The following is a 15,316-nucleotide window of genomic DNA, read 5'->3' on the forward strand; positions in this document are numbered from 1 at the left end:
CAAGGGGCGCCTTCCCCGGGTCATTCGCGCGACCGTCACCGCTTCGGGGCGGTTCGACGCCCAGAGGCGACAGGCCCCGGACGGCCCGGCCCGGCTCGGCACGGTTCACCCGCCCCCTGGTACTTGCCTTGAAGACGCTCGGCGATCGCTGTCCGGTTCTGCGGTTCAATCGCTCTGCGGTTCTGCGGTTCTGCGGTTCTGCGGTTCAACTAATCGGTGTCGGCAACAGTGCCAGCCCGTCACGAATTCAGGTAGGTGAGCACCGCGAGAACGCGTCGGTGATCCCCGTCACTCGGGGACAGGCCGAGCTTCAGGAAGATGTTGCTGACGTGCTTCTCCACCGCCCCGTCGCTCACCACCAGTTGCCGGGCGATCGCGGAGTTCGTCCGCCCCTCCGCCATCAGCCCCAGGACCTCCCGCTCCCTCGGGGTGAGCCCCGCGAGCACGTCCTGCTTTCGGCTGCGGCCGAGCAACTGTGCGACCACCTCCGGGTCGAGCGCCGTACCCCCCTGGGCCACCCGCACCACCGCGTCCACGAATTCGCGCACCTCGGCCACCCGGTCCTTGAGCAGATAGCCGACGCCGCGGCTGGAACCGGCCAGCAGTTCGGTGGCGTAGCGCTCCTCCACGTACTGCGACAGCACCAGCACACCCAGTCCGGGATGCGTCCTGCGCAGTTGAACGGCGGCCCGCACCCCCTCGTCCGTGTGCGTCGGCGGCATCCGCACGTCGGCCACCACGACGTCCGGGAGCGCGCCCTCCGCGTCCAGCTCCGTGATCGTCTTGACCAGGGCGTCCGCGTCCCCGACCCCGGCGACGACCTCGTGCCCGCGGTCGGTCAGCAACCGGGTCAGCCCCTCCCGCAGCAGCACCGAATCCTCGGCGATGACCACCCGCACCCTGTCCTCCACGATCCTCGGCCCCCACACCCCGGCGTTCCCCGATGGCGCCCGCCCGCACCAATATGTCCGTCCAGCTATGTCCGTCCAGCATTCCAGCATTTGGATCCGCCCGCGCCCGGGCAACGGGAATACGTGCACGACACGCCGGGTTTCGGCCTGCCACAGGCAAGTTGTCGATCATCGGGCACCGGATGCCCGAGGCTGGGGGGCAGGCTCGTGCGGGCGATCGCGTTCAAGGAGACCGGCGGATCGGAGGTACTGCGCCTCGTCGACCTCCCCGACCCCGAACCCGGCCCGGGCGAGGTCCTGATCCGCGTCGCCTACGCCGGCGTCAACTACGGCGAGATCCAGCACCGCCTCGGCGACTTCGGCGCCCCCGACGGCGAGACCGTCACGGGCCTGGAGGCGTCGGGCCGGGTGGCCGCACTGGGGGAGGGAGTCGAGGGGCTCTCGGTCGGCGACCGGGTCGCCGCCTACCTGCCCGACGGCGGCGGTTACGCCGAGTACGCCGTGGCCCCCGCCTCCTTCGTCCTCCCCCTCCCCGACCAGGTGGACCTGCGTACCGGCGGTGGCGCGGCCCTCGTCCTGACCACGGCCTACGGTGTCCTGGCCGGCGCGGCGCGCGTCGCCCCCGGCGACAGGGTCCTCGTCCACGCGGCGGCGGGCGGCGTCGGCAGCGCGGCCGCCCAGATCGCCCGCGCGCTGGGCGCGTCGGCGGTGTACGGCACAGTGAGCACGCCCGAGAAGGCGGAGTACGCCCGCAGCACCTTCGGCTACGACGACGTCTTCGTCCGCGACGGCTTCCCCGAGGCGGTGCGGGCGGCCACGGACGGCCGGGGCGTCGACATCGTCCTCGACCCGGTCGGCGGCCCCACCCGCCTGGCCAGCATGGACGTACTGGCCCCCTTCGGCCGCGTAACCGTGTACGGCGAGGCGGCCCGCCACCCCGACCTCACCCTCCCGGTTCTCCCCATCTGGAAGAACAACCGCACCCTGACCGGCTACAACATCGGCGACCTGTCCCGCCGCGACCCGGAGGCCCTGCGCCGGCATGCACTGAGCGCGCTGGGTCTGGTGGCGTCCGGGGACGTACGGATCGACATCACGGAGGAGTACGGGCTGGAGGAGGCGGGGGAGGCTCATCGGTTGCTGGGGGAGGGGCGGAATCGGGGCAAGGTGGTGCTGAGGGTCGCTTAGGTGTGGGCAGTCGTGTAGTTGCGGGCAGTCGTGCCTCGTGCCACAGAGAGCGGCACCGGACAGGCGCGGGCGAGTGACACCCACCCGCCCGCAGCAGCCCAGGGCACGTGTTCAGCCCCGCCAGGGCAGCTCCGCAGTCACCCGCGTCGGCCCACCGGCCGGCGAGTCGACCACCAGGATCCCGTCCACCGCATCGAGCCGCCCCGCAAGCCCGGCCAGCCCCGACCCCGCGGACGCGTCCGCCCCGCCCACCCCGTTGTCCACGACCTGAAGCAGCAGCCGGTTCTCCACCTGCCACACATCCACCGTCGCCCATGTGGCCCGCGCATGCTTGCTGATGTTCTGCAGCAGCTCGGAGACCGTGAAGTACGCGATCCCCTCGATCGCCGGCGCCGGCCGTTCCGCGAGGTCCACGTCCATCTGCACGGGCACCGTGCACCGCGAGGCGACGGCGGACAGCGCGGCGTCCAGGCCGCGGTCGGTGAGCACGGCGGGGTGGATGCCCCGGGCGAGGTCGCGCAGCTCCTGGAGCGCCGTCTTCACCTCACCGTGCGCGTCGTCCACCATCCGCGCCGCCGCCTGCGGGTCCTCCGCCAGCTTCTCCTTCGCCAGCCCGAGATCCATGGCCAGCGCCACCAGCCGCGCCTGAGCCCCGTCGTGCAGATCCCGTTCGATGCGCCGCAGGTCGGCCGCCGCCGTGTCGACCACGACACCCCGGTCCGACTCCAGCTCCACCACCCGCGACGCCAGCCGCGACGGCCCGAGCAGCCCGTGCACCAGCAGCCGGTCGACCAACGTCAGCGCCCGTACGATCCACGGCGTGGCCAGCGTGAACAGCAGGCCGACCAGCGCGGTGACGGTGATCTCGAAGGGGTTGTCGAGGTAGACCCGGTGCTGCTCGTCGCCGTACAGCTGGAGGCCGCCCTGACCGCCGTACATCGGGAAGACCCAGAACCACAGCGGATACGTCAGCAACGCCCACCCGGACGCCCAGAACGCCACCGCGACGCAGAACGAGAACACCGCCCACGGGAAGTGCAGCACCGCGTACAGCAGCTGCCGCCACGACGAGCCGCTCTTCAGCAAGGCGCCCATCCACGCCATCGCGCCGTGCCTGCGCACCCGCAGCGGCTCCGGGGCCGCCACCTCCAGGCCGAGCAGCCCGCGCGCCCGCGCCCGCTCCAGCGCCCCGAACCCGCGGCACCCGGCCAGCCCGGCCGCCAGCACCGGGATGCCGAGGAAGGTCACCAGCAGCCCCGCGCCGACCGAGACCATCGTGACCGCGTACGTGAACAACAGGACGCTGATCGGCAGGCTCAGCAGGACGTACGCGAACTCGCGCCAGGTGCGCGCCTCGAACGGCGCCCGCAGCGCGGCCGGCACCCGGTGGTGGCGCTGGTGGTGCTCCCCGTGCTCGTACACCTGGCGGTACTCCTGTCCGTACTCGCTGGCCATCGCGTCGTCCGTTCTGCTCGTCGGCGGGTCGGCTGTCGTACCTCCACCCTGCTCGGCCGCAGGTCAGCGGACCATGGAGTCCGTCGGCGTCTTGGACGGGGGGTTTTCCCTACCTCCGGTGGCCATCCCGGTGGCCGTCGCCCCGCCGGGAGTCCGCCGACCGCTCCCGCCACGGCAGTTCCGCCGTCACCGTCGTCGGGCCGCCCGGCGGCGAGTCGACGACGAACAGGCCGTCGACGGCGTCGAGGCGCTCGGCCAGGCCCCGCATACCGCTGCCGCCGTCGAGACGCGCGCCCCCGCGGCCGTCGTCCCGGACCTGGATGAGCAGCCGGTCCTCCAACCGCCACACGTCGACGGAGGCCGACTTCGCCCCGCTGTGCTTGCTGATGTTCTGGAGCAGCTCCGAGACGGTGAAGTAGGCGATGCCCTCGATGGCCGCGGCCGGTCTGGACCCCAGCTCGGCCGTCACCTTCACCGGCACCGTGCAGCGCGAGGCGACCGAGGACAGCGCGGCGTCCAGGCCGCGGTCGGTGAGAACGGCGGGGTGGATGCCCCGGGCGAGGTCGCGCAGCTCCTGGAGCGCGAGCTTCACCTCGCCGTGCGCCTCCTCGACCATCGCCGCCACGTGTTCGTCGGACTGGCCCTCCAGCAGTTTCTCCTTGGCCAGGCCGAGCCCCATCGCCAGATTGACCAGGCGGGCCTGGGCCCCGTCGTGCAGGTCGCGCTCGATGCGCCGCAGGTCGGCCGCCGCCGTGTCGACCACGACACCCCGGTCGGACTCCAGCTCGGCGATGCGCCGCTCCAGCTCGTCGGAGGGCGACAGCAGCGCGCGCACCATCGCCCGGTCCGCGTTGCTGAGCCCGCGCGCCAGGTACGGCAGCACCGGCCACAGCACGAAGAGCGAGGTCAGCGTGACGGTGAAGGTGAGGATGCCCCAAGGCAGCCGTATGACGTCGTACAGGGCCGCGCGCCAGCCCACCGGGTCCTTCACCGCCATCCAGAGCCGCGGGACGAACCCCTCGGTCCGGCCCAGCGGCAGCGGGCTCGGCTCGTCGATCCGCACCCCGAGCAGCGCCCGCGCCCGGCCCCGTTCGAACCGGCCCAGCAGCCGCGACCCCATCAGCCCGAGCGCCAGCAGCGGCAACCCGACCACGGTGAGGGTGAGCATGCCCGAGACGAACAGCGCCGTCGCCACATAAATGAAGCCGAACAGCGCCATCGGCAGGTTCGCCAGGAGGTGCGCGATCTCCTTCCAGGTCTGCGGGTCGTAGGCGAGGCGGGCCGGGGGCAGGAGATCGTCACGGTCTTCGGTGGCGGCCCTGTCGGCGGAAGGCTTGGCTGGGGTCATACGGGCTAGCGTGCCGTGCGGCGAGCCGCCGCGCCATGAGGTCGGCCGCCGCGATCAACGGGGGAAAACCCCACCTCCGGATGCCGAGGTGTGACGGGCTGCTTACCGTCTCTTTATCAGGGCCTAGACTCCCGTGCGAGACAGATCGTCGAACACAGAGTGGAGCGAGGGGCGGACGTTGTCGGAGACGTTGCGGGACCCGACCGTCGTCGTCGCGGCGGACTACTTCCAGTCCTATTCGGTCGTCGGACTGCTCGCCGTCATGGGCGTGCTGTTCGTCGCCGTCGCCTTCGGGGCGGGCCGCCTGCTGCGTCCGGTGGTCCCCACCCCCGAGAAGCTCCTGACGTACGAGTGCGGCGTCGACCCCGTCGGCGAGGGCTGGGCCCACACCCAGGTCCGCTACTACGTCTACGCGTTCCTGTACGTCATCTTCGCCGTCGACTCGATCTTCCTCTTTCCCTGGGCGACGGTCTTCGCCGACCATGGTTATGGCGCGACGACGCTGGTGGAGATGTTCATCTTCCTCGGCTTCCTGGCCGTCGGCCTGCTGTACGCATACAAGAAGGGCGTCCTGACATGGACGTGACCCCCTCAGCTCCTGAACCCGTGCTGCTCCCCGAGCCGAAGCGGCTGGGCGCCCTCGCCCGGCTGGCTCCGGAGCCGATGAAGGTGGTCCTGAACTGGGGCCGCCGCTACTCGCTGTGGGTCTTCAACTTCGGCCTCGCCTGCTGCGCGATCGAGTTCATCGCCGCGTCGATGGCCCGCCACGACTTCATCCGCCTCGGCGTCATCCCCTTCGCGCCGGGCCCGCGCCAGGCCGACCTGATGGTGGTCTCGGGCACGGTCACGGACAAGATGGCCCCCGCCGTGAAGCGCCTGTACGAGCAGATGCCCGAGCCGAAGTACGTCATCTCCTTCGGCGCCTGCTCCAACTGCGGCGGTCCGTACTGGGACTCGTACTCGGTGACGAAGGGCGTCGACCAGATCATCCCCGTGGACGTCTACGTCCCCGGCTGCCCGCCCCGCCCGGAGGCCCTGCTCCAGGGAATCCTGAAGCTCCAGGAGAAGATCGCGCGGGAGTCGCTGGCCGAGCGGTACGGGACGGCGCGGCCTTCCGTGGCCGCGCTCCAGAGCGGGCTGGTGCAGCCGCCGCCGGCCCCGTCCCCGGCGGGGGAGGAGCGATGACCACGGTCGGCTGGCTGCCCGCCCCCGCCGAAGAGCTCTTCGGTACGGAGGCCACGGCCGAGGAGTCGTACGAGGTCCTGACGGTCGACGTACCGCCGGCCTCCTGGATCGCGGCGCTGCTCGTCGCCCGCGACGAGCTGGGCTGCACCTATTTCGACTGGCTGAGCGCGGTCGACGAACCGGGCGTCGGCTTCCGCGTCTCGGCCCACGTGGCCGCCCTGCCGCCGTCGCCGGTACGCCGGCTGCTGCTGCGCACGACCGTCCCGCACGAGGCCCCGGTCCTGCCGTCCGCCGTGGACGTCTATGCGGGCGCGGCCTGGCACGAGCGCGAGACCCACGAAATGTTCGGCGTCGCCTTCGAGGGCCACCCGGCACTGGACCATCTCCTCCTCCCGGAGGGCTTCGAGGGCCACCCGCTGCGGAAGGACTTCGTCCTGGCGGCACGGGTCGCCAAGGCCTGGCCCGGCGCCAAGGAACCGGGGGAGTCGGAGCACGGCGGCCCCAAGCGCCGCCAGATGCTCCCCCCGGGCGTCCCCGACCCGAACGAATGGGGCCCCCTGAAGGGCCAACTCCCCCCTGCCCCTGCCCGCCCCACCCGAGCCGCGGGCCGAGCCGCCGGCGACCGCCCGGTACGCCGCGCCCGCACGGCTTCGGAGGGCTCGGCCAGCCAGGTGGCGGCTGCGGGTACGCCGACGGATACGGGGACGGGCACGGACACCGGCACGGGCGCGGGTGCGCCGACGGAGGCGCCGGTGAGGGCGCCGGGCGCCCCCCGCCGCGCACGGAGCGCGAGCGCGGGGTCGGCTTCGCAGCGGGCGGGGGCGACCGGACCGACGGGGGCGACAGGTCCGACGGGGGCGACAGGTCCGACGGGGGCGACCGGACCGACGGGGACGACCGGACCGACGGAAGCGACCGGACCGACGGAAGCGACAGAGTCGACGGAAGCGACAGAGTCGACGAAGGCGGCAGAACCGACGGAGGCGACGGAGGCGACGGAAACGCCGGCCTCCGGAGGCCGGTCCGGTCCGGCGCGTCCCGCGGGTCCGCGTCCCACGGGTCCGCGTCGCGCGCGCACCGCCTCTGAGGGGTCCGCCTCCCAGCGCCCTGAAGCCCCGACGGCCCCGACCGCTCCCACAGCCGCGACGGCGCCGGCCACGCCCTCCCGACCCTCCACCGGTCCTCGCAGCCCGGACGCCCCGTGGCACCACGCCCGCCCGGCCTTCGAGGAACCCGAGCCGAAGGAAGCGCCTCCGTCGGACGCGCCCGCCCCTGAGGATCCGGCCCCCGAAGAGCCCACCTCGAACGACGACCCCACCACCCCCGACGCCCCCACGACCCCCCAAGGAGGCCCGCAGTGAACGACGCGCTGGACGTCGCCCTGCGACTCCTCGTCGTCTTCGGCGTCTTCCTCACCTTCCCCTTGATCGTCGGCCAGACCGAGCACAAGGTGATGGCCCACATGCAGGGCCGCCTCGGCCCGATGTACGCCGGTGGCTTCCACGGCTGGGCCCAGCTCGTCGCGGACGGCGTGAAGTTCGCGCAGAAGGAGGACGTGGTCCCGACGGGCGCGGACCGCCGTATCTTCCAGCTCGCCCCCGCCGTGGCCCTCCTGCCGTACCTTGTGGTCCTCCTCGCCATCCCCATCGGCCCGGGCGAGGGCGCCGTCGGCCAGGTCGTCGACGCGGGCATCTTCTTCGTGCTCGCCGTGATGGGCGTGGGCGTCCTCGGCTCCCTCATGGCCGGTTGGGCCTCCGCCAACAAGTTCTCCCTCCTCGGTGGCCTGCGCACCGCCGCCCAACTCCTCGCCTACGAGCTCCCGATGCTCCTCGCCGCCGCCTCGGTGGCGATGGCAGCCGGCACGGTCTCCCTCCCCGGCATCGTCGACGCCTTCCACTGGTGGTGGCTGCCCTGGCAGATCACCGGCGCGTTCGTCTTCTTCGTCGCCGGTCTCGCCGAACTCCAACGCCCGCCCTTCGACATGCCCGTCGCCGACTCGGAGATCATCTTCGGCGCGTACACCGAGTACACCGGCCTGCGCTTCGCCCTGTTCCTCCTCGCCGAGTACGCCGGAATCGTCGTCCTGTGCGGCCTGACCACCGTCCTCTTCCTGGGCGGCTGGCACGGCCCTTGGGGCGCCGACGGCCTCGGCTGGGTCTGGACCCTGCTGAAGTCCGCGATCCTCGCCTTCGTCGTGATCTGGCTCCGCGTCACCTACCCCCGCCTGCGCGAGGACCAGCTCCAGAAGTTCTCCTGGACCCTCCTCGTCCCCCTCTCCCTCGCCCAGATCGCCCTCACCGGCATCGTCAAGGTGGTGATCCAGTAGTCATGGCTGAGCCTCTCCCGCCCACCCGGCCCCGCATTCCCGGCTCCGGCCTCGCCAAGGGCCTGGCCGTCACCCTCCGCACGATGACGAGGAAGACCGTCACCGAGCAGTACCCGGAGGTCCAGCCAGACCTCCCGCCCCGCACCCGCGGCGTGATCGGCCTGTTCGAGGAGAACTGCACGGTCTGCATGCTGTGCGCCCGCGAGTGCCCCGACTGGTGCATCTACATCGACTCCCACAAGGAGACGGTCCCCCCGGCCGCCCCCGGCGGCCGTGAGCGCAGCCGCAACGTCCTCGACCGCTTCGCCATCGACTTCTCCCTGTGCATGTACTGCGGTATCTGCATCGAGGTGTGTCCTTTCGACGCCCTGTTCTGGTCCCCGGAGTTCGAGTACGCCGAGACCGACATCCGCGACCTCACCCACGAACGCGACAAGCTCCGCGAGTGGATGTGGACGGTCCCGCCCCCGCCGGCCCTCGACCCGGCCGCGGAGGAACCGAAGGAGATCGCCGCCGCCCGCAAGACCGCCGAGAAACTGGCCGCCGCCCAGGCCGAGCCGAACGAGCAGCAGGAAGGACAGTCGTGACCCTCGCCTCAGCCGATCCGCACGGCTTCCTCTCCCCGACGGGCGTGGAGATCGCCTTCCTCCTCGTCGGCCTGGTCACCTTCGGCGCCGCGCTCGTCACCGTCACCACCCGGCAGCTGGTGCACGCCGCCCTGTGGCTCGTGGCGACCCTCGGCGGCCTGGCCGTCGAGTACCTCCTGCTCACCGCCGAGTTCATCGCCTGGGTGCAGGTCCTCATCTACGTCGGTTCCGTCGTCGTCCTCCTCCTGTTCGGTCTGATGCTCACCAGGGCCCCCATCGGCCGCTCCCCGGACGCCGACTCCGGCAACCGCTGGGCCGCCCTCACCGTGGCCGTCGCCGCCGCGGCCGCCCTGGTCTGGGTCGTCGTCGACGCCTTCCGCGCCACCTGGATCGACCTGGACGGCGAGCCCGCCGGCACCACCCGCGTCACCGGCGAGAGCCTCTTCCAGAACTGGGTCCTCCCCTTCGAGGCCCTCTCCGTCCTCCTCCTCGCCGCCCTGGTCGGCGCGATCGTCCTGTCCCGCAAGGCGAAGGCGGACGCGACGGCGACCACCGCCGCAACCACCCCCGCCACCACCCCGACGGCAGACCAGGACAGCAAGGCCATCGTGGCCGACGAGGCCGACAAGGCCGACAAGGCCGACAAGGAAGGCGTCCGCTGATGCACCTCGCCTATCCCGCGGTGCTCTCCGCCCTCCTCTTCTGCACCGGCCTCTATGGCGTCCTCGCCCGCCGTAACGCGATCCTGGTGCTCATGTCGGTCGAGCTGATGCTCAACGCCGTCAACCTCAACCTGGTCGCCTTCGACGTCTGGCTCAGCAGGACCGCCGAGGAGACCCTGCACTCCGGCCAGGCCCTGACCCTGTTCACCATCGCCATCGCCGCCGCCGAGATCGGCATCGGCCTGGCGATCGTCCTCGCCGTCCACCGCAACCGCGGCACCTCGGACATCGACAAGCTCCGCGACACCGCCGAGGGACCCGACACCGACGGATCCGACAGCGACGCCCTCGCGGCCGAGCAGGCCGAGAAGGCTGAGGCCACCGCGTGACCACGACCACCCTCGCCGCCCTCGTCCCCCTCCTCCCGTTCCTGGGCGCCGCGGCCGGCCTGCTCCTGGGCCGCACGGCCCCCGGCTTCGTGCGGCCGCTCGCCGTCCTGCCGACGCTCGCCGCGCTCGTCCTCGCCGCGCTGGTCGCCGTCCGCCAGGGCGGTGGCCAGGCCGTCGACGCCGCCACCGAGCTCACGCCCACCGGCTCCGTCCCCGTCGAACTCGCCCTGCACATCGACGGCTTCGCCGCCCTGGTCGCCGTCCTCGTCGGCTTCGTGGCCTCCTGTGTGCAGATCTACTCGACGGGCTACCTGCGCGACGACCCGCGCTACCCCTCCTACGCCGCCCTCGTCTCCCTGTTCACCTCCGCGATGCTCCTGGTCGTCTACTCGGGCGACCTGATCGTGCTGCTGGTCGGCTGGGAAGTCATGGGCATCTGTTCCTACTTCCTGGTCGGCCACTACTGGGAGACCCCGGAGGCCCGTGCCGCCTCCCTGAAGGCCTTCCTGGTCACCAAGCTCGGCGACGTCCCCTTCCTCATCGGCCTGTTCGCCCTCGCCACCGACGCCGGCAGCTTCCAGATCACCAAGGTCCTCGGCATGGTCGCGAGCGGCGGGCTCGACCACCCGACGCTGGTCGCCCTGCTGCTCCTGGCGGGCGTGGCGGGCAAGTCGGCGCAGTTCCCGCTGCACACCTGGCTCCCCGACGCGATGGCGGGCCCCACACCCGTCTCCGCCCTGATCCACGCCGCGACCATGGTGGCCGCCGGTGTCTACTTCGTCGCCCGTCTCCTCCCCGTCTTCCAGGCCTCCTCGGCCGCGATGGTCGTCCTCGCCGTCATGGCCGCCGTCACGATGGCCGGCTCGGCCCTCGCGGCACTCGCCCAGGACGACATCAAGCGCGTCCTCGCCTACTCGACGATCGGCCAGCTCGGCTACATGACCGGCGCTCTCGCCGTCGGCGACCGCGGTGCCGCCGTCTTCCACCTCCTCTCGCACGGCGCCTTCAAGGCGCTGCTGTTCCTCGCGGCCGGCGTGATCATCCACGCGGCCGGCACCAACTCGCTGGCCGCCATGTCCCGTATGACGGGCCTGCGCGACCGCGTCCCGGACGCCTACTGGACGATGACCGTGGCGCTCCTGGCACTCGCTGCGATCCCGCCGTTCAGCGGCTTCTTCTCCAAGGAGTCCGTCCTCGGCGCCGCCGAACACGTCATCGTCGGCCACACCGAGCACGCCCCCGCCGCCGCGGGCTGGACCGTCCTCGTCGCGGGGCTGCTCACGGCCCTGCTCACCGCCGCGTACGCGACCCGCCTGTGGCTGCTCGCCTTCCGCGGCCACGGCACCGAGGCCCCGGACCACGGGCGCCAGCCCCTCACCATGACCGTCGTGCTGTGGGTACTCGCCGTCCCCTCCCTCGCCTTCGGCGGGCTCGCCTACGCAGCGCTGCCCAGCTGGTTCGACGGCCGTGACCTGACGCCGACGCTCACCACGTCCATCCTCGGCACGGGCCTCGCCCTGGTCGGCGGACTGGTCACCTACGGCGCTTGGCAGCGCACCACCGCGCTCGCCGCCTGGGCCCCGATGGGCGCGGTCGCCGCTCACCCCGAGGGCGACGCCGGACTCGTCGAGGCCGAGGCCATCGCCAGCCACAAGCCCGCCTACGGCGACGTGGCCTACGCGCCCGACCCGGCCGACCCGGGCCGCCTCCTGCTCGGCCCGCTGCACCGCCACGCTGCCGTCGGCTTCCACCTCGACGCCGTGTACGACGTGCTGTTCGTCCGCCCGGTCCAGGCCGGAGCGAGCCTCGTCCGGTTCCTCGACCGCGAGGTCGTCGACACCTACGTACGCGGCGCGGGCGCCCTACCCCGCTGGCTCGGTGCCGCCGTACGGCGTGCCCAGACCGGCAATGTGCAGACCTATGTGAGCGCGCTGCTCGCCGGCGCCGTCGTCCTGGCGGTCGCCGCCGTCCTCGTCGCCACGGGAGCGTGAGCAGGCGTGATCGATATCAACGAGTCCGTGATGCAGTTTCTTCTGGCGTTCGTCGTCGTCGGCCCGCTCCTCGGTGCCGCCGCCGCTCTCCTGCCGGCCCCGCCCGGGCTGAAGGGGAAGTCGCCCGAGCAGGCCGTGCTGCGGCACGGCGTGACCGTCACCGGCGCCGTCCTCATCGCCGCGATCGTCCTCGCGCTCGGCTTCGACCACGACCACCCGTCGAAGATGCAGGCCACGACCGACATCAGCTGGATCCCCGCACTCGACGTGCGGATCCACCTCGGCATCGACGGCATCTCCCTCCCCCTTCTGGTCCTGACCGCGCTGCTGACCTTCCTCTGCGCGCTCTACTCCTACTTCAAGATGCCCGCGGGCCCCACCCCGAAGGCCTTCGTCGCCCTGCTGCTCGTCCTCGAGTCCGGCACCCTCGCGACCTTCGCCGTCCTCGACCTGCTGCTCTTCTTCCTCGCCTTCGAGATGGTCCTCATCCCGATGTACTTCCTCATCGCCCGCTGGGGCGGTGAGCAACGGATGCAGGCCGCCTGGAAGTTCATCCTCTTCACCCTGCTCGGCTCCGTCGTCATGCTGCTCGGCCTGCTCCTGATCGGAATCAAGGCGGGCACATTCGACATGGTGGCACTCGCCACTGACAACGGCCGTTCGCTGACCACATCCGTGCAGGTCATCGCCGTTCTGGCGATCGGGATCGGGCTCGCGGTGAAGACGCCGATGTGGCCGCTGCACAGCTGGCTGCCCGACGCCCACACCGCCGCCCCGACCGTCGGCTCGGTCCTCCTGGCCGGCGTACTGCTGAAGATGGGCACGTACGGGTTCGTCCGGATTCTTCTGCCGATCGCGCCCGACGGCCTCCACACCTTCGCGCCCTACCTCGCCGCCTTCGCCGTCGTCGGAATCATCTACGGATCCCTGGCCTGCCTCGCCCTCGCCAAGCAGGGCGCGAAGGGCGACCTCAAGCGCCTCATCGCCTACTCCTCAGTCGGTCACATGGGCTTCGTCCTGCTCGGCATCGCGACGATGACCCCGACCGGCGTGAACGGCGCCCTGTTCGCCAACATCGCCCACGGCCTCATCACCGGCCTCCTCTTCTTCCTGGTCGGCGCGCTGAAGGACCGTACGGGCACGACCGACCTCGACACCCTCTCCGAGGAGACGGGCGCCGCCCTCTACGGCAAGGCCCCGCGCCTCGGCGGCCTGCTCGCCTTCGGCGCGGTGGCCTCGCTCGGCCTGCCCGGCCTGGCCGGGTTCTGGGGCGAGATGCTGGCGCTGTTCGGCGCGTTCAAGCCCGCCGCCGACCTCAGCCGCCCCGCCTTCCTCACCTTCATGGCGATCGCCGCGTTCGGCACACTGCTCACGGCCGCGTACATGCTCATCGTGGTCCGGCGCGTCTGCATGGGCGCCGTCCCACAGGGCTCGCAGGAGGCCCCGAAGCTCGCCGACGTCCAGACCTACGAGTTCGCGGCCTGGACCCCGCTCGTCGCTCTCACCGTCGTCGCCGGGCTGTGGCCGAAGGCCCTCCTCGGCCTGACCGACCCGGCCGTGCAGCAGCTCCTCGCAGGAGGCACCCGATGAGCTCCCTCGTCCAGTCCGTCGACTGGCTCGCGATCGCGCCGCCCACCATCGCGGCGGTCGTCGGACTCGTCGTACTAGTCGCCGACCTCTTCGTGGGCGACGCGAAGAAGGCGCTGCTCGGCTGGCTGTCGGTCGCGGGCCTCGCGGCCTCCGCCGTCCTGCTGCTGCCCCTCCTGGACGGCGACCGCTCCACCTTTTGCCTCACCGGCGATCCGAGCGTGTGCAGCTATACGGTGGACCGCTTCACCCTCGTCGTGCAGTTCCTGGTCCTCGGCGGCGCCCTCCTCACGGCTCTCCTGTCGGTCACCGCCCTGAAGGACGCCGACAAGGGACTCCCCGAAGGGGAGTACTGGTTCCTGCTGCTCTCCTCCGCCGCGGGCGCCGCCCTCCTGCCCGCCTCTCGCGACCTCGCCACCCTCGTCGTCGCCCTCGAGGTCGCCTCCCTGCCCGCGTTCGCGCTCGTCGGCATCCGGCACGGCGACAGGAAGTCCTCCGAAGCGGCCCTGAAGTTCTTCCTGTCCTCGGTGACCGCGACCGCGGTCAGCCTGATGGGCATCAGCTTCGTCTACGCCTCCACCGGCACCCTCTACCTCACCCAGGTCGCCGAGCGCATCCAGCACGTCGACGGCCAGCTCCACACCGTCGCCCAGACCGGCGTCGTCCTCACCCTCGTCGGCTTCGCCTTCAAGACGGCCGCCGTCCCCTTCCACTTCTGGGTGCCCGACACCTACGTAGGCGCCCCCCTCCCCATCGCCGCCTACCTGTCGGTGGTCGGCAAGGCGGTCGGCTTCTCCGGCCTGATCCTCGTCACGGTTGTCGCCTTCCCGTCGTACGCCGACGCCTGGGGTCCGGCGCTGGCCGCGCTGGCCGCCCTCACCATGACCGTCGGCAACGTCGGCGCCCTGCGACAGCAGGCCACGCGCGCGTACAGCGCGGTACGCCTCCTCGCGTGGTCGTCGGTCGGCCAGGCCGGCTACCTCCTCGTGCCGATCGCCGCCGCTGCGTACTCCGACGACGCCCAGAAGTCGATCGGCTCCACGCTCGCGTACGCCCTCATGTACGCGGCCGTGAACCTGGGCGCCTTCGCGGTGGCCGCACTGGTCGGCCGTACGAGGTCCCTGAACCGCATCACGGACTACCGCGGCCTGTACGCCTCGAACCCCCTGGCCGCTCTGCTCCTGGCCTTCTTCCTGCTCTGCCTCGCCGGGCTGCCGCCGGGCATCATCGGCCTCTTCGCGAAGGTCACCGTCTTCTCGGCGGCAGTCGACGCGGGCATGGGCTGGCTCGCCGTCGTCATGGCCGTCAACGTCGTGATCGCGCTCTTCTACTACCTCCAATGGACGACGCTGCTGTTCCGCGCCCCCGAGGGCGAGCCCGAAAAGCATCGCGTCCCCGCCCCCCTCTCGGCCGCGATCGCCCTGACCGGCGTCCTCGGCATCGCCCTGTCGGGAGCGCCCCAACTGGTCCTGCGGTTCGCCGACACCGGGCTGTTCTGAGCACGGCGGAGGACCACGCGAAGGACGACGCGGAGTACAACGGGCCCCCGTCACCCGGACGGCCCACTCGCGCCGTCGTACGCACAAGGGAACTAGTCGCTCTCGCCTGGCGTTGACCAGAACGGGAGGGTCCACTGGACGTGACACCACAGCACCAGTGGCATCGAAGACAGCAAGCAAAGGGTTCC

At 71.7% G+C, this 15,316-nt stretch carries 14 protein-coding genes; 11 read left to right on the forward strand and 3 right to left on the reverse strand.

Going from position 1 to position 15,316, the window contains the following annotated elements:
* Window positions 1–239: 239 nt before the first annotated feature.
* Window positions 240–911, reverse strand: a complete 672-nt coding sequence (locus ABT114_RS17180) for a LuxR C-terminal-related transcriptional regulator (protein WP_351143282.1) — start codon at window positions 909–911, stop codon at window positions 240–242.
* Between the two features lie 207 nt (window positions 912–1,118).
* Between ABT114_RS17180 and ABT114_RS17185 the strand changes: the two genes are divergently transcribed.
* The gene (locus ABT114_RS17185) at window positions 1,119–2,099 is read left to right on the forward strand and encodes a quinone oxidoreductase family protein (RefSeq protein WP_351143283.1); all 981 of its coding nucleotides are present in this window, start codon (window positions 1,119–1,121) and stop codon (window positions 2,097–2,099) included.
* 111 nt (window positions 2,100–2,210) lie between these two features.
* Here the strand turns inward: ABT114_RS17185 and ABT114_RS17190 are convergent, their stop codons facing one another.
* Both ABT114_RS17190 and ABT114_RS17195 read right to left on the reverse strand, forming a co-directional pair.
* On the reverse strand, window positions 2,211–3,554 hold the full coding sequence (locus ABT114_RS17190; protein WP_351143285.1) for a sensor histidine kinase: 1,344 nt from the start codon (window positions 3,552–3,554) through the stop codon (window positions 2,211–2,213).
* 109 nt (window positions 3,555–3,663) lie between these two features.
* Window positions 3,664–4,902: a sensor histidine kinase gene (locus ABT114_RS17195; protein WP_351143287.1), complete on the reverse strand. Its 1,239-nt coding sequence runs from the start codon at window positions 4,900–4,902 to the stop codon at window positions 3,664–3,666.
* Between the two features lie 190 nt (window positions 4,903–5,092).
* Between ABT114_RS17195 and ABT114_RS17200 the strand changes: the two genes are divergently transcribed.
* Genes ABT114_RS17200 through ABT114_RS17245 form a run of 10 tightly spaced genes read left to right on the forward strand, consistent with a single transcriptional unit; the run spans window position 5,093 to window position 15,128 of the window.
* Window positions 5,093–5,488: an NADH-quinone oxidoreductase subunit A gene (locus tag ABT114_RS17200; RefSeq protein WP_351143741.1), complete on the forward strand. Its 396-nt coding sequence runs from the start codon at window positions 5,093–5,095 to the stop codon at window positions 5,486–5,488.
* Window positions 5,479–6,087: an NADH-quinone oxidoreductase subunit B gene (locus ABT114_RS17205; protein WP_351143289.1), complete on the forward strand. Its 609-nt coding sequence runs from the start codon at window positions 5,479–5,481 to the stop codon at window positions 6,085–6,087. The genes ABT114_RS17200 and ABT114_RS17205 overlap by 10 nt, the downstream gene beginning before the upstream one ends.
* On the forward strand, window positions 6,084–7,448 hold the full coding sequence (locus tag ABT114_RS17210) for an NADH-quinone oxidoreductase subunit C (protein WP_351143291.1): 1,365 nt from the start codon (window positions 6,084–6,086) through the stop codon (window positions 7,446–7,448). Before ABT114_RS17205 ends, ABT114_RS17210 begins: the two co-directional genes overlap by 4 nt.
* Window positions 7,445–8,413, forward strand: a complete 969-nt coding sequence (locus tag ABT114_RS17215; RefSeq protein ID WP_351143293.1) for a complex I subunit 1/NuoH family protein — start codon at window positions 7,445–7,447, stop codon at window positions 8,411–8,413. The genes ABT114_RS17210 and ABT114_RS17215 overlap by 4 nt, the downstream gene beginning before the upstream one ends.
* A 2-nt stretch (window positions 8,414–8,415) precedes the next feature.
* Complete coding sequence (locus tag ABT114_RS17220; protein ID WP_351143295.1) at window positions 8,416–9,000, forward strand: NuoI/complex I 23 kDa subunit family protein; 585 nt, start codon at window positions 8,416–8,418, stop codon at window positions 8,998–9,000.
* Complete coding sequence (locus tag ABT114_RS17225) at window positions 8,997–9,662, forward strand: NADH-quinone oxidoreductase subunit J family protein (protein ID WP_351143297.1); 666 nt, start codon at window positions 8,997–8,999, stop codon at window positions 9,660–9,662. Before ABT114_RS17220 ends, ABT114_RS17225 begins: the two co-directional genes overlap by 4 nt.
* The gene (gene nuoK / locus ABT114_RS17230) at window positions 9,662–10,051 is read left to right on the forward strand and encodes an NADH-quinone oxidoreductase subunit NuoK (protein WP_351143299.1); all 390 of its coding nucleotides are present in this window, start codon (window positions 9,662–9,664) and stop codon (window positions 10,049–10,051) included. Before ABT114_RS17225 ends, nuoK begins: the two co-directional genes overlap by 1 nt.
* The gene (locus ABT114_RS17235) at window positions 10,048–12,042 is read left to right on the forward strand and encodes an NADH-quinone oxidoreductase subunit 5 family protein (RefSeq protein ID WP_351143301.1); all 1,995 of its coding nucleotides are present in this window, start codon (window positions 10,048–10,050) and stop codon (window positions 12,040–12,042) included. The genes nuoK and ABT114_RS17235 overlap by 4 nt, the downstream gene beginning before the upstream one ends.
* A gap of 6 nt (window positions 12,043–12,048) precedes the next feature.
* Entirely contained in the window at window positions 12,049–13,632 is a 1,584-nt protein-coding gene (locus tag ABT114_RS17240) for an NADH-quinone oxidoreductase subunit M (protein ID WP_351143303.1), read from the forward strand.
* A complete protein-coding gene (locus ABT114_RS17245) occupies window positions 13,629–15,128 on the forward strand; it encodes an NADH-quinone oxidoreductase subunit N (RefSeq protein ID WP_351143305.1) in 1,500 nt (499 codons plus the stop codon). The genes ABT114_RS17240 and ABT114_RS17245 overlap by 4 nt, the downstream gene beginning before the upstream one ends.
* Window positions 15,129–15,316: the final 188 nt, after the last annotated feature.

The sequence above is a fragment of the Streptomyces sp. NPDC002088 genome, from assembly GCF_040296605.1.
GTDB lineage: Bacteria > Actinomycetota > Actinomycetes > Streptomycetales > Streptomycetaceae > Streptomyces.